The organism is Streptomyces sp. NBC_01474, assembly GCF_035918215.1.
Lineage (GTDB): Bacteria > Actinomycetota > Actinomycetes > Streptomycetales > Streptomycetaceae > Streptomyces > Streptomyces aureus.
Window position 1 is genome coordinate 4,191,014 of the sequence record NZ_CP109449.1, and the last position, 18,205, is coordinate 4,209,218.

General features: G+C 71.7%; 17 protein-coding genes. 7 read left to right on the forward strand and 10 right to left on the reverse strand.

Annotation, left to right across the window (positions count from 1 at the left end; all coding sequences use genetic code 11):
- Positions 1–69: 69 nt before the first annotated feature.
- The 5 genes from OG758_RS19085 to OG758_RS19105 all read right to left on the reverse strand — a co-directional run bounded on the left by OG758_RS19085 (position 70) and on the right by OG758_RS19105 (position 3,517).
- Complete coding sequence (locus OG758_RS19085) at positions 70–1,770, reverse strand: acyl-CoA mutase large subunit family protein (RefSeq protein ID WP_326715961.1); 1,701 nt, start codon at positions 1,768–1,770, stop codon at positions 70–72.
- A 93-nt stretch (positions 1,771–1,863) separates the two neighbouring features.
- The gene (locus OG758_RS19090; RefSeq protein WP_227297261.1) at positions 1,864–2,202 is read right to left on the reverse strand and encodes a DUF3817 domain-containing protein; all 339 of its coding nucleotides are present in this window, start codon (positions 2,200–2,202) and stop codon (positions 1,864–1,866) included.
- Between the two features lie 43 nt (positions 2,203–2,245).
- Positions 2,246–2,755 carry a MarR family winged helix-turn-helix transcriptional regulator gene (locus OG758_RS19095; protein ID WP_326711129.1) on the reverse strand — a complete coding sequence of 170 codons (510 nt, stop codon included), beginning with the start codon at positions 2,753–2,755 and terminating at the stop codon, positions 2,246–2,248.
- 124 nt (positions 2,756–2,879) lie between these two features.
- The gene (locus OG758_RS19100) at positions 2,880–3,176 is read right to left on the reverse strand and encodes an MTH1187 family thiamine-binding protein (protein ID WP_116509796.1); all 297 of its coding nucleotides are present in this window, start codon (positions 3,174–3,176) and stop codon (positions 2,880–2,882) included.
- Complete coding sequence (locus OG758_RS19105; RefSeq protein WP_326711130.1) at positions 3,173–3,517, reverse strand: DUF3817 domain-containing protein; 345 nt, start codon at positions 3,515–3,517, stop codon at positions 3,173–3,175. Before OG758_RS19105 ends, OG758_RS19100 begins: the two co-directional genes overlap by 4 nt.
- Positions 3,518–3,680: 163 nt before the next feature.
- Here OG758_RS19105 and OG758_RS19110 point away from each other — a divergent pair, with 163 nt between their 5' ends.
- The 4 genes from OG758_RS19110 to OG758_RS19125 all read left to right on the forward strand — a co-directional run bounded on the left by OG758_RS19110 (position 3,681) and on the right by OG758_RS19125 (position 6,334).
- Positions 3,681–4,319, forward strand: a complete 639-nt coding sequence (locus OG758_RS19110; RefSeq protein WP_326711131.1) for an AIM24 family protein — start codon at positions 3,681–3,683, stop codon at positions 4,317–4,319.
- Between the two features lies 1 nt (position 4,320).
- Entirely contained in the window at positions 4,321–4,971 is a 651-nt protein-coding gene (locus tag OG758_RS19115; RefSeq protein ID WP_326711132.1) for an AIM24 family protein, read from the forward strand.
- Entirely contained in the window at positions 4,968–5,741 is a 774-nt protein-coding gene (locus OG758_RS19120; RefSeq protein ID WP_326711133.1) for an AIM24 family protein, read from the forward strand. Before OG758_RS19115 ends, OG758_RS19120 begins: the two co-directional genes overlap by 4 nt.
- Before the next feature lie 116 nt (positions 5,742–5,857).
- Positions 5,858–6,334 carry a MarR family winged helix-turn-helix transcriptional regulator gene (locus tag OG758_RS19125; protein ID WP_326711134.1) on the forward strand — a complete coding sequence of 159 codons (477 nt, stop codon included), beginning with the start codon at positions 5,858–5,860 and terminating at the stop codon, positions 6,332–6,334.
- A 42-nt stretch (positions 6,335–6,376) separates the two neighbouring features.
- Here the strand turns inward: OG758_RS19125 and OG758_RS19130 are convergent, their stop codons facing one another.
- Both OG758_RS19130 and OG758_RS19135 read right to left on the reverse strand, forming a co-directional pair.
- The gene (locus tag OG758_RS19130; protein WP_326711135.1) at positions 6,377–7,885 is read right to left on the reverse strand and encodes a sensor histidine kinase; all 1,509 of its coding nucleotides are present in this window, start codon (positions 7,883–7,885) and stop codon (positions 6,377–6,379) included.
- The gene (locus tag OG758_RS19135) at positions 7,882–8,547 is read right to left on the reverse strand and encodes a response regulator transcription factor (RefSeq protein WP_326711136.1); all 666 of its coding nucleotides are present in this window, start codon (positions 8,545–8,547) and stop codon (positions 7,882–7,884) included. Before OG758_RS19135 ends, OG758_RS19130 begins: the two co-directional genes overlap by 4 nt.
- A 140-nt stretch (positions 8,548–8,687) precedes the next feature.
- Between OG758_RS19135 and OG758_RS19140 the strand changes: the two genes are divergently transcribed.
- Positions 8,688–9,536, forward strand: coding sequence for a PepSY domain-containing protein (locus OG758_RS19140; RefSeq protein WP_326711137.1), 849 nt, complete (start codon positions 8,688–8,690; stop codon positions 9,534–9,536).
- Between the two features lie 37 nt (positions 9,537–9,573).
- Here the strand turns inward: OG758_RS19140 and OG758_RS19145 are convergent, their stop codons facing one another.
- From OG758_RS19145 to OG758_RS19155, 3 genes are all read right to left on the reverse strand, one after another.
- Entirely contained in the window at positions 9,574–10,824 is a 1,251-nt protein-coding gene (locus OG758_RS19145; RefSeq protein WP_326711138.1) for an MFS transporter, read from the reverse strand.
- 181 nt (positions 10,825–11,005) lie between these two features.
- Positions 11,006–11,962 carry a methylmalonyl Co-A mutase-associated GTPase MeaB gene (gene meaB, locus OG758_RS19150; RefSeq protein WP_116509816.1) on the reverse strand — a complete coding sequence of 319 codons (957 nt, stop codon included), beginning with the start codon at positions 11,960–11,962 and terminating at the stop codon, positions 11,006–11,008.
- 73 nt (positions 11,963–12,035) lie between these two features.
- Positions 12,036–13,238: an acetyl-CoA C-acetyltransferase gene (locus OG758_RS19155; RefSeq protein WP_326711139.1), complete on the reverse strand. Its 1,203-nt coding sequence runs from the start codon at positions 13,236–13,238 to the stop codon at positions 12,036–12,038.
- Positions 13,239–13,375: 137 nt separating this feature from the next.
- Between OG758_RS19155 and mce the strand changes: the two genes are divergently transcribed.
- Together mce and scy are read left to right on the forward strand one after the other, a co-directional pair.
- Positions 13,376–13,816, forward strand: a complete 441-nt coding sequence (gene mce, locus OG758_RS19160; RefSeq protein WP_100595983.1) for a methylmalonyl-CoA epimerase — start codon at positions 13,376–13,378, stop codon at positions 13,814–13,816.
- A 208-nt stretch (positions 13,817–14,024) separates the two neighbouring features.
- Positions 14,025–18,113, forward strand: coding sequence for a polarized growth protein Scy (gene scy / locus OG758_RS19165; RefSeq protein ID WP_326711140.1), 4,089 nt, complete (start codon positions 14,025–14,027; stop codon positions 18,111–18,113).
- Positions 18,114–18,205: the final 92 nt, after the last annotated feature.

Here is an 18,205-nt window from a genome sequence, read left to right on the forward strand (position 1 = left end):
ACGTGCCCGCGCCTACCCCGGCCCGCGCCGGGTGACACCTGCCACTGCGTCCCCCGGCGCGAACTCCCGTCAGAATCCGGCGGGTTCGGTGTACACGCCCCACTCGTCGCGCAGCACCCCGCAGATCTCGCCCAGGGTGGCCTCGGCGCGTACGGCGTCGAGCATGGGCGGGATCATGTTGCCGCCGTTGCGCGCGGCCTTCAGCATCTCGTCGAGGGCGGAGCGCACGCGGGCGTCGTCCCTGGCCGCCTTGCGCACGCCGAGCTCGCGCACCTGCTCGCGCTCGACCTCGTGGCTGACCCGCAGGATCTCCAGGTCGCCGGTGACGGACCCGTGGTGCGCGTTGACGCCGACGACGCGCTTGTCGCCCTTCTCCAGCGCCTTCTGGTACTGGAACGCGGACTCGGCGATCTCGCCGGTGAACCAGCCGTCCTCGATGCCGCGCAGGATGCCCGAGGTCATCGGCCCGATCGGGTGCTGCCCGTCCGGGTGGGCGCGCAGGCCGCGCTCCTTGATCTGCTCGAAGATCTTCTCGGCGTCGGCCTCGATCCGGTCCGTGAGCTGCTCCACGAACCACGAACCGCCCAGCGGGTCCGCGACGTTGGCGACGCCGGTCTCCTCCATGAGGACCTGCTGCGTGCGCAGCGCGATCTCGGCGGCCTGCTCGGAAGGGAGCGCCAGGGTCTCGTCGAGGGCGTTCGTGTGCAGCGAGTTGGTGCCGCCGAGCACGGCCGCGAGCGCCTCGACGGCAGTCCGCACGACGTTGTTGTACGGCTGCTGCGCGGTCAGGGAGACCCCGGCGGTCTGCGTGTGGAAGCGCAGCCACTGCGCCTTGTCGGTCTTCGCCCCGTACACGTCCCGCATCCAGCGGGCCCAGATGCGGCGGGCGGCGCGGAACTTGGCGATCTCCTCGAAGAAGTCGAGGTGCGCGTCGAAGAAGAAGGAGAGGCCGGGCGCGAAGACGTCCACGTCGAGCCCGCGCGACAGGCCGAGCTCCACATAGCCGAAACCGTCGGCGAGCGTGTACGCCAGCTCCTGCGCGGCCGTGGAGCCGGCCTCGCGGATGTGGTACCCGGAGACCGAGAGCGGCTTGTACGCGGGGATGCCCGCCGCGCAGTGCTCCATGAGGTCGCCGATCAGGCGCAGATGCGGCTCGGGCTGGAAGAGCCACTCCTTCTGCGCGATGTACTCCTTGAAGATGTCGGTCTGGAGCGTGCCGTTGAGGACGGCCGGGTCGACGCCCTGACGCTCGGCGGCCACGAGGTACATGCAGAAGACGGGCACGGCGGGGCCCGAGATCGTCATGGACGTCGTGACGTCCCCGAGCGGGATGTCCTTGAACAGGACCTCCATGTCGGCGGCCGAGTCGATGGCGACACCGCAGTGCCCGACCTCGCCGAGCGAGCGCGCGTCGTCGGAGTCGCGCCCCATGAGCGTCGGCATGTCGAACGCGACGCTCAGTCCTCCCCCGCCGGCGGCGAGGATCATCTTGTACCGCTCGTTGGTCTGCTCGGCGTTCCCGAACCCGGCGAACTGCCGGATCGTCCACGTACGGCCCCGGTACCCGGTCGGGTACAGGCCGCGCGTGAACGGGTACTCGCCGGGCCATCCGATCCGCTCGAAGCCCTCATAGGTGTCCCCGGGACGTGGCCCGTAGGCCGGTTCGACCGGGTCCCCGGAGAGCGTCGAGAAGTCGGCGTCCCGCTTGCGGGCGGAGTCGTACCGGGCCTGCCAGCGACGGCGGCCCTCTTCGATGGCGTCAGCGTCCATGGTTCCCATGCCTTCAAATTTACTTGGACGTCCTAGTAAATGTCGATGGCAAACCGCCCGCACATCGTGCGGGCGGTGGAGTGGCGCGGTCCGTCAGGCCTTGGCGACGGCGGGGGCGCCGTCGGCGACCTTGGAGTCCAGCTCGCGGGAGACCTTCCGCTCCACGAAGAACGCGGCGGTCGGGATCGTGCCGGCGATCAGCACCCACAGCTGCTTGCCGACCGGCCACTTCGCCTTGGAGCCCAGGTCGAAGGCGAAGACCAGGTAGATCACGTACAGCCAGCCGTGCGCGATGGCGACGACGCGCGTGACATCCGCCGCGCCGTCGATGCCGAGCACGTACTTGGCGATCATGCCGAGGCACAGCAGGACCAGCAGGACGCCCGTGACAAAGGCCATCACCCGGTACCGGGTCAGCACGCTTCGTTTCATGGATACGAGCGTAACGGCCCGTTTTGCGCGATCTTCGCGCGGGTCAGGCCTCGTCGAAGTCGTGGGCGGCGACCCGCAGCGGCCGCAGCATCGCGAAGATCTCTCCGCACTCCTCGGCGTCGTACGCCCCGAGCCCGAAGTCCATCGCCATCAGGTCGCGGGTGGCGGCGTCGCAGACCTCGCGGCCCTTGGCGGTGATGGAGGCCAGCGTTCCGCGTCCGTCGTTCGGGTTGGGCCGCTTGTCGACGAGCCCGGAGCGCACCAGGCGGTCGACCGTGTTCGTGACCGAGGTCGGGTGCACCATGAGCCGCTCGCCGATCTTCGACATCGGCAGCTCGCCGGCCTTGGAGAAGGTGAGCAGCACCAGCGCCTCGTAGCGCGCGAAGGTCAGTCCGTACGGCTTCACGACCGCGTCGACCTCGGCGAGGAGGATCTGGTGCGCGCGCATGATCGAGGTGATCGCGCCCATGGACGGCACGGATCCCCAGCGCTGCTTCCAGAGTTCGTCTGCACGGGCGATGGGATCGAAGGCAAGGCTGAGCGGCTTCGGCACGCCCAAGACCTTACCGGCCGGTCATATGCTGGTCAGCCCCGTCTCGCCCTTCGGTCCTGAGCCCTGCGCGAAAGCCCCGGCCCACCCGGGCCGGGGCTTCACACGGAGGTCAGGTTCCGGGGCGTCACTCGGCGGCGAGGTGCCGCTCGACCGTCGCGACCTTCGACGTCATGCCGTCCGTCACACCGGGGCGGATGTCCGCCTTGAGCACGAGGGACACCCGCGGGGCCCGCGCCTCGACGGCGGCGACGGCACGCTTCACGACGTCCATCACCTCGTCCCACTCGCCCTCGATGGAGGTGAACATCGCGTCGGTGCGGTTCGGGAGGCCGGACTCGCGGACGACGCGGACGGCGTCGGCCACGTACTCGCCGACGTCCTCGCCGACGCCGAGCGGGGAGACCGAGAAGGCGACGATCATGCGTTCACGACCTTCTCCTGGCGGGCGCGGGACGCGATGACCGCGGCCTCCGCCTCACGCTTCAGCTTGCGCTCGGCGAAGAAGCCGCCGGTCGGCAGGACGGAGAGGACGAAGTAGAGGGCTCCGGCCTTGAAGCCCCACTTCGTACGGTTCCACGCGTCGAGCCAGAAGATCACGTAGAGGATGAACAGGACGCCGTGCACCATGCCCATGACCGGGACGGCGTCGAACTCCGTGGTCCGCTTCAGCACCGAGCAGACGAGGAGCAACAGGAAGGAGACGGCCTCAGGAGCGGAGACCAGGCGGAGTCGGCGGAGTGCGGAGGCGGTCTTGATGTCCACGGGGCACCTTCGGCAGAAGCGGTGAGGGGGCGGGCGTTCGATCTTGTGAACGTAAGCACAAGCGCTGCCCATTGTGGCATCGGGGATGTCCCGGGGTTCGCTCAGGGTTCGCTCAGGGCCGGGACCCCTGTCACGGGGGCATCTCGCCCATTACCGTCACATCGTGGCTACGTTCCGGCTCCAAGGCAGCAAAGTGCTCGCCGTCGACATGACGAGCGACAGCGTCAAGGCGAAGAACGGCTCGATGGTCGCGTACGACGGCCGGATGGCGTTCAAGAAGATGACAGGCGGCGGCGAGGGCATCCGCGGCATGGTGACCCGCCGCCTCACCGGCGAGGAGATGACGGTGATGGAGGTGAAGGGGCAGGGCACGTGCTGGTTCGCGGACCGGGCGAGCGAGATCAGCGTCGTGAATCTGAGGGGCGACAAGCTCTTCGTCGAGTCGAGCAATCTGCTCTGCACGGACGCGGGCCTGCGCACCGGCACGTCCTTCACCGGCGTGCGCGGCGCCTCCCAGGGCAACGGCCTGTTCACGACGACCGTCGAGGGCCACGGCCAGGCGGCGATCATGAGTGAGGGCCCAGCGGTCGCGCTCCGTGTCAGCCGGGAACACCCCCTGACCGTCGACCCGGGCGCGTACATCGCACATCAGGGGAATGTGCGGCAGTCCTTCCAGTCGGGCGTCACGTTCCGCACGTTCATGGGTGAGGGCGGCGGTGAGGCCTTCCAGATCCGCTTCGAGGGCGACGGCCTGGTCTACGTACAGCCCAGTGAGCGCAACACGATCGCGGGAGACGTGTGAGATGCCCTTCCGTGAGATCAACTCGAAGATGGTCGAGGCGACGGTCGCCCCCGGACAGCGGATCTACAGCCAGCGCGGCGCGATGCTCGCCTACAAAGGGGACGTGATCTTCACGCCCAGCGTCCAGGGCGGCCAGGGCGGCGTGATGTCCATGATCGGGCGCCGCGTGGCGAACGAGGCGACGCCGCTGATGACCGTGGACGGCAGCGGCACCGTCCTGTTCGGGCACGGCGGCCATCACGTCCAGGTGATAGCCCTCTCCGGGGACACCCTCTACGTGGAGGCGGACCGGCTGCTCGCCTTCGACGGGAGTCTTCAGCAGGGCACGATGTTCATGGGCTCGCAGGGCGGCGTCATGGGGATGGTGCGCGGCCAGGTCACCGGGCAGGGCCTGTTCACCACGACCCTCAAGGGACACGGCGCGGTCGCCGTCATGGCGCACGGCGGCGTCATCGAGCTGCCGATCACGCCGGGCCGCCCTGTCCATGTCGACCCGCAGGCGTACGTCGCGCACCACGGCGACGTGAGGAACAAGCTGTCGACGGCCCTCGGCTGGCGCGACATGGTGGGGCGCGGCTCCGGCGAGGCGTTCCAGCTGGAGCTCAGCGGCAGCGGCGCGGTGTACGTCCAGGCCTCGGAGGAGAAGCTGTGAGCACCCCGGTGATCTTCGACCCGGCCACCCTGCCGGCCGACGACAATGTGAACGCGTACACGTTCTGCGTGGAGCTCAAGGGCAGCAGCTGGTTCCTGCAGAAGGGCAAGATGATCGCCTACTACGGGCGCATCGACTTCAACGGGATCGGGCACGGCCGCCTCGACCGCCTCGTACGGACGTCCTTCCACTCCCCGCTGCACGCGAGCGACTGGGTCGTTGCGGAGGGCTCGGGCAAGATGCTGCTCGCCGACCGGGCCTTCGACGTGAACTCGTACGACCTGGAGAACGGGAACCTGACCATCCGCTCGGGCAACCTGCTCGCTTTTCAGCCAACTCTCGCGCTGAAGCAGTCGATCGTTCCCGGCTTTCTGACACTCATTGGCACGGGCAAATTCGTGGCGGCCTCGAACGGCCCGGTGGTCTTCATGGAGCCGCCGATCCGCGTAGATCCACAGGCACTGGTCGGCTGGGCCGACTGCCCGTCACCTTGCCACCACTACGACCACTCCTATCTGACGGGCGTGATCGGCGGTCTACGTGCGATGACGGGCATCGGAGGCGTCTCCGGAGAGGAGCACCAGTTCGAGTTCGTGGGCGCCGGGACGGTATTGCTGCAGTCCACGGAGACGTTGATGACCGAACAGGCGACGGGCGCCGCGCCACAGCAGGCAGGGGTGCCAGGTGGCCAGGGGGCGCCCGGACAGCAGCCGGGGGCACCGCGTCTTCCCGGACAGCTCGGCGACCTCCAGCGTCGCTTCGGACTGTGAGCGGTAATCTGCGGAGTGTGACGTCGAACGCGTGACCCCTTTGTGCCACAAGGGGGTGGGAGGCGTCACACCCCCCACTTTCGTTCGCATTTCAACTTCTTAGGTAGAATCAATATATGGAGACCGAGACGGCCACACGCTGGCTGACCGACGAGGAACAGTGCGCCTGGCGCACGCACGTAGAGGTCAACAGGATGCTGACGTATCAGCTCGAGAGGGACCTCCAGCCGTTCGGCCTGACGATGAACGACTACGACATCCTCGTGCATCTCTCCGAGACGGACGACCACCGGATGCGCATGAGCGATCTCGCGACCGCCACCCTGCAGTCCAAGAGCCGGCTCTCCCATCAGATCACCCGCATGGAGAACGCCGGACTCGTCCGCCGTGAGAACTGCGAGTCCGACCGCCGCGGCCTCTACACCGTCCTGACCGAGGACGGCATGGAGACCATGAAGAAGGTCGCCCCGCACCACGTGGCGTCCGTACGGCGGCACTTCGTCGACCTGATCTCCCCGGAGGAGCTCGACGCCCTCCACAAGGCCCTGACCCCGATCGCCGAACATCTGCGTTCGCAGCGCGGCAAACCGTGACCATTGCGAACGGGGAACGCCGATCTTCCCCGTCCACCGGTCTCAGGCCACCGGCGCCACCGGCAGCCTGAGTTCGAAGAGCGCTCCGCCCGCGGGCGACGAGCGGACCGTCAGGGCGCCGCCGTGCCGCACGGCGACGTCCCTGGCGATGGCGAGTCCCAGACCCGCCCCGCCGTCGTCCCGGGCCCGCGCGTCGTCCAGGCGCACGAACCTCTCGAAGATCCGCTCCCGCTCCGCCTCCGGCACGCCCGCGCCGTCGTCCCCGACCTCGACGACCGCCCACGGCCCCTCGGCCCGCACGGCGATGTCCACACGGGACCGGGCGTGACGCTGCGCGTTGTCCAGCAGATTCCCGACCACCCGCGCCAACTGACTGCGCGAGCCCGCCACTTCGACGGGTTCGAGGTGCGTCCGGACCGCGACGCGGCCCGCCGGACGCTGCGACAGCTCCTCGCCGGCCAGCGTGGCCAGATCGACCCGCGCCTCCCCCGGCCGCTCCCCCGCGTCGAGCCGGGCGAGCAGCAGAAGCCCCGCGGCGAGTTCCTGGAGCCGCACCGTGTCGGCCACCGCCCCGTCCACGTCGAGCAGTTCGGGGTGGGCGGCGCCCACTTCGAGCTGGGTGCGCAGCGACGCGATGGGGCTGCGCAGCTCGTGCGAGGCGTCGGCGACGAACCGGCGCTGGCGCTCCACGGACGTCTCCAGCGCGGCGAGCGTCTCGTTCGTGGTCCGCGCGAGGCGCGCCACCTCGTCGTGCGTGGCCGGCTCCGGCACGCGGCGCGCCAGGTCCTGCGACGCCGTGATCGCCGACATCTCGCTCCGGATGCCCTCGACGGGGCGCAACGCCCTGCGGGTCACCAGCCAGGTGACCGCGCCGACGACGCCGAGCAGCACCGGGAAGCCGATCAGCATGACCGTCAGCGCGGTGCCGACGGCGCTCTGCTCGGCGGACAGCGAGGCGCCCGCGTAGACGGTGAGGTCGCCCTGCCTGGTGTTCTTCACCTCCAGCGCGGCGAACCGGTAGTCCCGGGTCTCCCCGTCGACGGTGGCCGAGCCCTTGCCGCCCTCGGCGTCGTCGGCGATCTCCCCGTACGCGTACGAGTCGTCGTCCCCGCCCCCTCCCTTGCCTTTGCCGTTGCCGTTGCCGTTGCCGTTGCCCCCATGGCGGTCGGAGCCGCCGTCGTCGTCACCTCCGCCGTCATCGCCACCGTCGTCGTCGACCGGCGGGGTCACCGGCTTGACGGCGGACGAGCCGGTCCCGCTGATCCGCTCCAGGTCCTCGCCGGCGGCCAGAAGCCGGCCGTCACCGTCCACGACCTGCACCGGGGTGTCATCCCCGTCCGGGAGTTCGAGGGCGGCGGGCGCGGTGCCCGTCGCGATCGACACGGCGACCTTGCGGGCGGAGGACTCCGCCTCGCTCGACGCCTGGTCGGTGAGGTTGGACCGCAGCGCGAGCAGCACGGACGCGCCGGCGGCGAGGAGCGCCACGGCGACGACGAGGGTCGCGCCGAGCGTGGCTCTGGCCCGTACGGATCCGAACAGCCGGCGCCTCATCGCGGCGTCTCCAGGCGGTAGCCCGCGCCGCGCACGGTCCGGATCAGCTCCGCACCCAGCTTCTTGCGCAGGGTACTGACGTATACCTCGACGATGTTCGGGTCGCCCTCGTACGCGAAGTCCCAGACGTGCTCCAGGATCTCCGCCTTCGAGACGACCTCGCCGGCCCGCACCACCAGCTGCTCAAGGACCGCGAACTCCTTTGCGGTGAGCGGCACTTCGGTCTCGCCGTGCAGGACGCGGCGCGCGCCGGTGTCGACCCGCAGCGGGCCGAGCGTACGGACGGACGAGCCGCCGCCGGTGCCGCGCCGCCGCAGCAGCGCCTTCACGCGGGCAACGAGGACGACGTACGAGAACGGCTTGGTGAGGTAGTCGTCGGCGCCCGTGTCGAGCCCTTCCGCCTCGTCGTACTCGCCGTCCTTGGCGGTGAGCATGAGGATCGGCACGTCGTGGCCGGCGGCGCGCAGGGCGGCGCAGACGCGGTAGCCGTTCATGCCCGGCAGCATGATGTCGAGGACGACCAGGTCGTACGCGCCCTCTCCCGCCCGATGGAGCCCTTCGAGGCCGTCGTGGACGACGTCGACGGCGAACCCCTCCGCCGTCAGGCCCCGGGCGAGGGACAGGGCGAGACGCTTTTCGTCTTCCACGATGAGCAGGCGCATGCGGGCCAGGGTCGCAAACGGAACCTGAAGAAGTCTTCAGGTTCCTTCAGCGGGGCTTCAGCATCGGTCGGCCACTGTGGTCCTCGTCGAAGCGCACCGGATGTCCGGTGGGCCGGGAATCGTCTCGGGGAGGATCCCTCATGAAGCGCAACATCGTGATCGCCACCATCGCCGCCGTGGCCCTGATCGGTGGCGGCACCGCGACCGCCGTCGCGGTCTCGGGCGGCGACGACGACACCACGTCGGCGGGCACGTCGACCACGTCGCGGGGCACGGGGCACGACGACAACCGCGCGGAGCACGTCACCGAGCTGAAGACCGCGAAGGTGACGGCCTCGGACGCCATCGCCGCCGCCCTCAAGTCGGTGCCCGGCACGGCGGTCTCCGCCGAGCTCGACGACGAGAACGACCACGTGGTCTGGGAGGTCGAGGTCCTGAACGGCACGACGTGGCACGACGTCCTCGTCGACCCCGCCACGGGCAAGGTCACCGGCTCGCACACCTCGCGCCACGACGACACGACCCGCGTCACCGCCGCCCTGAAGGGCGCGCAGACGTCGGCGCAGGACGCGGCACGGGCCGCCGCCGTGAAGGGGACGGTCACCGAGATCGACCTCGACGACGACGGCACGGCCCACGCCTGGGAGGCCGAGACCACGGCGGCGAACGGCACCGACGCCGACTGGCGCGTCGACCTCCGGACCGGCGCGGTGACCCCGGACCGCTCGTCCCGCGACGACGGCCGCGACGACACCACACGCGCCACCCACGACGCGGGCGACGACCACGGCCGCGACAACACCACACGCGCCACCCCCGACGCCGGTGACGACCACGGCCGCGACAACACCACACGCGCCACCCACGACGCCGGTGACGACCACGGCCGCGACAACACCGCCACCCACGACACCGTTGACGACCACGGCGACCACGGCCGCAGTCACGACGCCGACGACGACCACGGCCGCCACGGCGACGACGACTGACGTCGGCGCCGACGAGCCCGGCTCGGCGCGGATCGGCTCATCGCGCCGTCGTGCCCGTCTCCTGAGCCGCGTCCGGGACACCGTCCCCGGGCGCGGCTTCCGCCGTCCTGCGGGCGCCGCGCACACCCCGTACCCCCCACACCGCCGCCGCGACCGGCGCCGCCGCGGCCACGGCGAAGCAGGCCGCGAGCGGGAGACGGGCCACCAGGAGGCCCGCTCCCGCCGTGCCGGCCGAGATCCCGGCGTTCACCGCCGTGTTGACCCAGGCCCCGGCCTGGGTGCGGAACGCCGGCCCGGCCGTCTCGTCCGCCACGAGATACGCGGTCGTCAGGGCGGGCGCGACGAAGAGGCCCGCCGTCACGGCCGCCGCGCCGAGCGTCAGCAGGCCCGGCGCGAGCGCCGCCGCCCCCAGCGCGGCGGCGAGCCCCGCGGCGAGGAACGGCAGCCGGACGCGGGCGGGGGTGGACCAGGTGATGGCGCCATTCGCGAGGCCGCCGACCGCGCTGCCCGCCGAGAGCGCGGCCATCACCCAGGCCACGGCGTCGGCGTGCTGACGGGCGTCGGCGAAGGCGAGGACGAGCAGGTCGAGGGCGCCGAGGGCGAGACCGACCCCCACGGCGACGACCAATGGCTGCGCGAGGCCGCGCACCGGCGAGGTCTTGCCGGAGGGCCCGCGCCGCCCCGCGCCCCGGCCCGTGAGGGCCCGTACGGCCGGGGACGCCACGAAAGCGGCGGTTCCCACCGCCACCAGGACCGCGCTGAGGGCGACGCCGAACGCCGCGGGGGCGAACTGCACGACCACGCCCACGATGAGCGGGCCGGACACGAGCAGCAACTCCTCGGCCACCCCGTCGAGGCTGTACGCGCGCTGGAGCAACCCCTCGCGCCGGCCGACGAGTTCGCTCCACACGGTCCGCATGGTCGGGCCGAGGGGCGGAGTGCACGCGCCGGCGGCGAGGGCGGCGACACCGAGCAGGAGCCCGGAGCCCCCCGGCCGCCAGGTCAGCGCCGCGAGCACGCCGAGCAGGACGGCGTACGCCCCCGTCATCGGCGGAAGCGCGCGGCGCGGCCCGTACCGGTCGATGAGGAGCGCTCTCAGGGGGGAGAGGAAGACGCTCGCGGCGCCGAAGAGCGCCATGGCCGTGCCCGCGACGGTGTACGAGCCGGTGGCGGACTTCACCGCGAGCATCAGGGACAGGGACACGGTCCCGTAGGAGAGCCGCCCGAGCAGGGCGGCGCCGAAGGTCCTGCGGGCATGGGGAACGCGCAGGAGCGCTGCGTACGACATGGGTGGGAGTTCCTCAGAACGAAGGGCACACGGACGCCGAGGGCCGCGACGTCACCGTTCGACGGTGGTCGCGGTCGGGTCGTGCCCTACGCGCAGAGAAGGAACATACGCCCAACGTACCAGCGGGCAGCGGGAGTCGGCGATGGGCGGAACCGCGGCACGGTTCCGCCCCACCGGCCGCTCAGGCCTCCGTCAAGCCCTCCACGAGGGAGTCCGCCGCCCGGTACGGGTCGAGCTCGCCCGCCACGATGCGCTCGGCCAGCGAGCTGAGACGGCGGTCGCCGTGGAGGTCCGCGATGCGCTCGCGCAGGGCCGTGACGGCGATCGTCTCGACCTCACGGGAGGCGCGGGCGAGGCGGCGCTCCTGGAGGACACCGTGCTCCTCCATCCACGCCCGGTGCTTCTCGAGCGCCTCGACGACCTCGTCGATGCCCTCGCCGCGGGCGGCGACGGTCTTGACGATGGGCGGGCGCCAGTCACCGGCGCCCCGGGACTCACCGAGGCCCAGCATGTGGTTGAGCTCGCGCGCGGTCGCGTCCGCGCCGTCGCGGTCGGCCTTGTTGACGACGTACACGTCGCCGATCTCCAGGATTCCGGCCTTGGCCGCCTGGATCCCGTCGCCCATGCCGGGAGCGAGCAGGACGACGGACGTGTCGGCCTGCGAGGCAATCTCGACCTCGGACTGGCCGACGCCGACCGTCTCCACGAGGACGACGTCGCAGCCGGCCGCGTCGAGCACGCGGATCGCCTGCGGCGCGGCCCACGCGAGCCCGCCCAGGTGCCCGCGCGTGGCCATGGAACGGATGTACACGCCGGGGTCGGACGCGTGCTCCGACATGCGGACACGGTCACCGAGCAGGGCGCCGCCGCTGAACGGCGACGACGGGTCGACGGCGAGCACACCGACCCGCTTCCCGGCCCGCCGGTAGGCGCTGACCAGGGCGGACGTGGACGTGGACTTGCCCACGCCCGGCGACCCGGTCAGCCCGACGACGTACGCGTGCCCCGCGAGCGGGGCCAGCGCCGCCATCACCTCGCGCAGCTGCGGGGACGCCCCCTCCACCAGGGAGATCAGCCGGGCCACGGCCCTGGGCCGGCCTTCCCTGGCCTGGGCCACCAGGGTGGAGACGTCCTGCATCACAGCTCCGTTCACTCGGTTTCGTCCGACATACGTGCCGACATGCGTACCGGCATACGTGCCGGCGTAAGGGTTACGCCTTGGGTACGCGCACGATCAGCGCGTCACCCTGGCCACCGCCGCCGCACAGCGCGGCCGCGCCGACGCCGCCGCCGCGCCGCTTCAGCTCGAGCGCGAGGTGCAGGACGACACGGGCGCCGGACATCCCGATCGGGTGACCGAGGGCGATCGCACCTCCGTTGACGTTCACCTTTTCCGAGGACACGCCAAGGTCCTTCATTGACTGCACGGCGACGGCCGCGAAGGCCTCGTTGATCTCGACGAGGTCGAGGTCCTCGACGCCCAGGCCCTCCTTCTTGAGGGCGTGCCGGATGGCGTTCGACGGCTGCGACTGGAGCGAGTTGTCGGGGCCCGCCACGTTCCCGTGGGCGCCGATCTCCGCGATCCACTCCAGGCCGAGCTCCTGCGCCTTCGCCTTGCTCATGACGACGACCGCGGCGGCGCCGTCGGAGATCTGCGAGGAGGTGCCGGCCGTGATCGTGCCGTCCTTGGCGAACGCGGGCCGCAGCTTGCCGAGCGACTCGGCGGTCGTCTCGGCGCGGATGCCCTCGTCCTTGCTGAACAGGACCGGGTCGCCCTTGCGCTGCGGGATCTCGACGGGGGTGATCTCCGCCTCGAAGAGGCCGTTCTTCTGGGCGGCGGCGGCGCGCTGGTGCGACTGGGCGGCGATCTCGTCCTGCTCGGGGCGCTTGATGCCGAGGCGGGTGTTGTGCTTCTCCGTCGACTCACCCATCGGGATGTTCTCGAAGGAGTCGGTCAGGCCGTCGTACGCCATCGCGTCGAGCATCTCGACGGCACCGTACTTGTAGCCCTCACGGGACTTGGGGAGCAGGTGGGGCGCGTTCGTCATGGACTCCTGGCCGCCCGCGACGACGACGTCGAACTCGCCGGCGCGGATCAGCTGGTCGGCGAGCGCGATGGCGTCGAGGCCCGAGAGACACACCTTGTTGATGGTCAGCGCCGGCACGTTCATGGGGATGCCGGCCTTGACGGCCGCCTGGCGCGCGGGGATCTGCCCTGCCCCCGCCTGGAGCACCTGGCCCATGATCACGTACTGCACCTGATCTCCGCCGATCCCGGCCCGGTCGAGCGCCGCCTTGATGGCGACCCCTCCGAGGTCGGCTCCGGAGAAGGACTTCAGCGAGCCGAGGAGCCGGCCCATGGGCGTACGGGCGCCCGCGACGATCACTGAGGTGGTACCGGTCGTTCCAGACATGAGGCACGGCCCCTTGGAGATGAGGAGTGAACGAGGGTTTACTCGAATGTACTGAGCAGTACCCCCCACGTCACCGGCCGAACGGTGTGATCGCGCGCACGTTGCGTAACCACCTCCGACCGCGCTGCACTTACAGCATGCTGACGCGAATCGACCACATCGGAATCGCCTGTTTCGACCTCGACAAGACCGTTGAGTTCTACCGCGCTACCTACGGCTTCGAAGTGTTCCACTCCGAGGTGAACGAGGAGCAGGGCGTGCGTGAGGCCATGCTCAAGATCAATGAGACGAGTGACGGCGGGGCCTCCTACCTCCAGCTCCTCGAACCCACCCGGGAGGACTCCGCGGTCGGGAAGTGGCTGGCCAAGAACGGTGAGGGCGTCCACCACATCGCCTTCGGCACGGCGGACGTCGACGCCGACTCCGCGGACATCAGGGGCAAGGGCGTACGCGTCCTGTACGACGAGCCGCGCATCGGTTCGATGGGGTCGCGCATCACCTTCCTGCACCCCAAGGACTGCCACGGCGTACTGACCGAACTCGTCACTTCCGCACCGGTTGAGTCACCTGAGCACTGACCTCCGTATATCTGGGCCGGTAGGGTTGGGGGCGGCCGTCCGTCACACGGACGGCCGCGGGCCGGGGTCCGGGTTTCGGGGGGCGAGCGACGGGGCAGCAGCCCATGCTCCGCCGTTGATCTGACACCATTCCCCGGGGGCCCCGTTCGGCGGATGGACGGTGCTCGTTTGGAGAGACTTGCGACCAGGGGACGGATGGGACCGCGCAGTGCGGGGCTACGAGAGCCAGGACAGCCGGCGGCCGGCTGAGACCGACCATCTCTCGCGGTTCGAGGCCGAGATGGACCGGCTGAAGACCGAGCGGGAGAAGGCGGTCCAGCACGCCGAGGACCTGGGCTACCAGGTCGAGGTGTTGCGCGCCAAGCTGCACGAGGCGCGCCGCAACCTCGCGTCCCGTCCTGCCTACGACGGCGGGGACATCGGCTACCAGGCCGAGCAGCTGCTGCGTAACGCGCAGATCCAGGCAGACCAGCTGCGCGCCGACGCCGAGCGCGAGCTGCGCGACGCCCGCGCCCAGACGCAGCGCATCCTCCAGGAGCACGCCGAGCAGCAGTCCCGGCTCCAGTCCGAGCTGCACGCCGAGGCCGTCTCGCGCCGCCAGCAGCTCGACCAGGAGCTGGCCGAGCGCCGCCAGACCGTAGAGGCACACGTCAACGAGAACGTGGCGTGGGCCGAGCAGCTGCGCTCCCGCAGCGAGCAGCAGGCCCGCCGGCTCGTCGACGAGTCCCGTGCCGAGGCCGACCAGGCGCTCGCCGCCGCCCGCGCCGAGGCCGAGCGGGTCGCCACCGAGGCCCGCCAGCGCCTGACGTCGGAGGCCGAGACCGCCCGCGCCGAGGCCGAGGCCCTGCTGCGCCGCGCCCGCACCGACGCCGAGCGCCTCCTGAACGCCGCGTCGACGCAGGCGCAGGAAGCCACCGACCACGCCGAGCAGCTGCGCTCGTCCACGGCCACCGAGTCGGACACGGCCCGCCGTCAGTCCGCCGAGCTGAGCCGCGCCGCCGAGCAGCGCCTGTCCGAGGCCGACACGGCGCTGCGCGAGGCGCGCGCGTCGGCGGACAAGGTCCTCACCGAGGCGAAGGACGCCGCGGCCAAGCAGCTCGCGAACGCCGAGTCGGCGAACGAGCAGCGCACGCGCACCGCCAAGGAGCAGGTCGCCCGGCTCGTCTCGGAGGCCACCAAGGAGGCCGAGTCCACCAAGTCGGAGGCCGAGCAGGTCGTCACCGACGCCAAGGAGCAGGCGGAGAAGATCCTCGCCGAGGCGGGCGAGAAGGCACGCAACGTCACGGCCGAGGAGACCGCCTCCCAGCTCGCCAAGGCCGCCCGTACGGCCGAAGAGGTGCTCAACAAGGCGTCCGAGGACGCCAAGGCCACCATGAAGGCCGCCTCCGAGGAGGCCGAGCGGCTGCGCAGCGAGGCCGAGGCCGAGGCGGACCGGCTGCGCGGCGAGGCGCACGACATCGCCGAGCAGCTCAAGGGCGCAGCGAAGGACGACACCAAGGACTACCGCGCCAAGACCGTCGAGCTCCAGGAGGAGGCCCGCCGGCTGCGCGGCGAGGCCGAGCAGCTGCGGGCCGAGGCGGTCGACGAGGGCGAGCGGATCCGCAGCGAGGCCCGCCGCGAGGCCGTCCAGCAGATCGAGGAGGCGGCCAGGACCGCCGAGGAGCTGCTCGGCAAGGCGAAGGCGGACGCGGACGAGCTGCGGGCCGGCGCGCAGACCGAGAGCGAGCGGGTCCGCACCGAGGCCATCGAGCGCGCCACGAACCTGCGCAAGCAGGCCGAGGAGACCCTGGAGCGCACCCGCGCCGAGGCCGAGCGGCACCGCGAGGAGGCCGGCGAGCAGGCCGAGGCCACCAAGGCGGAGGCCGAGCGGGCCGCGCAGGAGCTGCGCGAGGACACCGAGCGCGCGGTCGCGGCCCGGCAGGCGGAGGCCGCCGACGAGCTGACCCGGCTGCACACCGAGGCCGAGCAGCGCCTGACGGCGTCCGAGACCGCACTCACCGACGCGCGGGCCGAATCGGAGCGCATCCGCCGCGAGACCGCGGACGAGACGGAGCGGCTGCGCGCCGAGGCCGCCGAGCGGATCCGTACGCTCCAGGCGCAGGCCGAGACGGAGGCCGACCGGCTGCGCACCGAGGCCGCGTCGGACGCGTCCGGGACCCGCGCCGAGGCGGAGAACGTCGCCGTACGGCTGCGGTCCGAGGCCGCGGCCGAGGCCGAGCGGCTCAAGTCGGAGGCGCAGGAGAGCGCGGACCGGGTGCGCGCGGAGGCCGCGGCCGCGGCCGAGCGGGTCGCCGCGGAGGCCGCGGAGGCGCTGTCCGCCGCCCAGGAGGAGGCCGCCAGGCGCCGCCGCGAGGCCGAGGAGACTCTCGGTTCCGCGCGCCAGGAGGCCGACCAGGAGCGCGAGCGGGCCCGCGAGCAGAGCGAGGAACTCCTCGCGGTCGCCCGTGCCCGTGTCGAGGAGGCGCAGGCAGAGGCCGTACGTCTCGTGGAGGAGGCCGACCGGCGCTCCACCGAGATGGTCGGCGCCGCCGAGCAGACCGCGCAGCAGGTGCGCGACTCCGTGTCCGGGCTCCAGGAGCAGGCGCAGGAGGAGATCGCGGGCCTGCGCAGCGCCGCGGAGCACGCGGCCGAGCGCACCAGGCACGAGGCGCAGGAGGAGGCCGACCGGGTCCGCGCCGACGCGTACATGGAGCGCGAGCGCGCCACCGACGACGCCAACCGCGTGCGCGGCGAGGCCGCCGCCGAGTCGGAGGCCGCCAAGTCCCTTGCGGAGCGCACGGTTTCGGAGGCGATCACCGAGTCGGAGCGGATGCGGTCCGAGGCGTCGGAGCACGCCCAGCGGGTTCGCACGGAGGTCTCCGAGCGGCTCGCGTCGGCCGAGCAGGACGCGTCCCGCGCCCGGGCCGACGCCCGCGAGGACGCCAACCGGATCCGTTCGGACGCCGCCACGCAGGCGGACACCCTCATCACGGAGGCCACGAGCGAGGCCGAGCGCCTCACCCACGAGACGAACACCGAGGCGGAGCGCGTCCGCGCCGAGTCGACGGCCGCGGCCGAGAAGCGCGTCGGCGACGCCACGGAGGCCGCCGAGCGCCTCACGAACGAGACCAACGCCGAGGCGGAGCGCGTCCGTTCGGAGTCCGTCGCCCGCGCCGAGCAGCTCGTCGGCAACGCCACGGCCGAGGCCGCCAGGCTGCACGCGGAGTCCACCACCGCGGCCGATCAGCTCACGAACGAGACCCTCACCGAGGCCGAGCGGGTGCGCGCCGAGTCGGTCGCCAGGGCCGAGCAGCTCATCGCGGACGCGGCCGGGGACGCCGAGCGGCTGCGCGCCGAGGCGGCCGAGACCGTCGGGTCCGCGCAGCAGCACGCCGAGCGGATCCGCAGCGAGTCGGAGCGCGTCAAGACGGAGGCGGCTCAGGAGGCCGAGCGGCTCACGTCCTCGGCGCGCGCCGAGGCCGAGCGGACCCTCGACGAGACCCGCAAGGACGCCAACAAGCGCCGCTCGGAGGCCGCCGAGCAGGTCGACAAGCTCATCACGGAGGCGAGCGCGGAGGCCGAGAAGCTGACGTCCGAGGCGCAGCAGGCCGCGCTGAAGGCGACCGCGGACGCCGAGTCGCAGGCCGACATGATGGTCGGCGCGGCCCGCAAGGAGGCCGACCGGCTGGTCTCCGAGGCGACCGTCGAGGGCAACTCCCTGGTGGAGAAGTCCCGTACGGACGCGGACGAGTTGCTCGTCGGCGCGCGCCGCGACGCGACGGCGATCAGGGAGCGCGCCGAGGAACTGCGCGAGCGCGTCACCGGCGAGATCGACGAACTGCACGAGCGGGCGCGGCGCGAGTCCGCCGAGGCCATGAAGACGGCCGGCGAGCGGTGCGACGCGCTGGTGAAGGCCGCCGAGGAGCAGCTCACCGAGGCGCAGGCGAAGGCCAAGGAGATGGTCGCGGAGGCGGGTTCGGAGGCGAGCAAGGTCCGGATCGCCGCCGTGAAGAAGGCCGAGGGTCTACTCAAGGAGGCCGGGGCGAAGAAGACCGAGCTGACCCGCGAGGCCGAGCGCGTCCTGTCCGAGGCGCAGGCGGAGGCGGAGCGCACGGTCACCGAGGGCAAGCGCGAGCTGGAGGTCCTGGTCCGCCGCCGCGAGGACATCAACGCCGAGATCTCCCGCGTCCAGGACGTCCTGGAGGCGTTGGAGTCCTTCGAGGCCCCGTCCGCCGGCGGCGGGACCAAGGAGGGTGCCGTCAAGGCGGGAGCCGCAGCCGGGGCTACCCGATCGGGTGGCAAGGGGTCGGAAGGGTAGCCAGAACAGCAACGGGCGTGCTTGGAAAGGACCTTCGGCGCTGCCGCTGGCAAGCCATCCTGCGGTTAGCCACTCAAAAGGGGTGTCATTCT

Coding starts and splice junctions, on each gene's coding strand:
- OG758_RS19115 (WP_326711132.1), top strand. CDS start 4,321: ATGCCCTTCCGTGAGATCAACTCGAAGATGGTCGAGGCGACGGTCGCC.
- OG758_RS19125 (WP_326711134.1), top strand. CDS start 5,858: ATGGAGACCGAGACGGCCACACGCTGGCTGACCGACGAGGAACAGTGC.
- OG758_RS19090 (WP_227297261.1), bottom strand. CDS start 2,202: ATGAAACGAAGCGTGCTGACCCGGTACCGGGTGATGGCCTTTGTCACG.
- OG758_RS19085 (WP_326715961.1), bottom strand. CDS start 1,770: ATGGACGCTGACGCCATCGAAGAGGGCCGCCGTCGCTGGCAGGCCCGG.
- OG758_RS19155 (WP_326711139.1), bottom strand. CDS start 13,238: ATGTCTGGAACGACCGGTACCACCTCAGTGATCGTCGCGGGCGCCCGT.
- OG758_RS19130 (WP_326711135.1), bottom strand. CDS start 7,885: ATGAGGCGCCGGCTGTTCGGATCCGTACGGGCCAGAGCCACGCTCGGC.
- mce (WP_100595983.1), top strand. CDS start 13,376: ATGCTGACGCGAATCGACCACATCGGAATCGCCTGTTTCGACCTCGAC.
- OG758_RS19135 (WP_326711136.1), bottom strand. CDS start 8,547: ATGCGCCTGCTCATCGTGGAAGACGAAAAGCGTCTCGCCCTGTCCCTC.
- OG758_RS19140 (WP_326711137.1), top strand. CDS start 8,688: ATGAAGCGCAACATCGTGATCGCCACCATCGCCGCCGTGGCCCTGATC.
- OG758_RS19145 (WP_326711138.1), bottom strand. CDS start 10,824: ATGTCGTACGCAGCGCTCCTGCGCGTTCCCCATGCCCGCAGGACCTTC.
- meaB (WP_116509816.1), bottom strand. CDS start 11,962: ATGCAGGACGTCTCCACCCTGGTGGCCCAGGCCAGGGAAGGCCGGCCC.
- OG758_RS19100 (WP_116509796.1), bottom strand. CDS start 3,176: ATGATCGTCGCCTTCTCGGTCTCCCCGCTCGGCGTCGGCGAGGACGTC.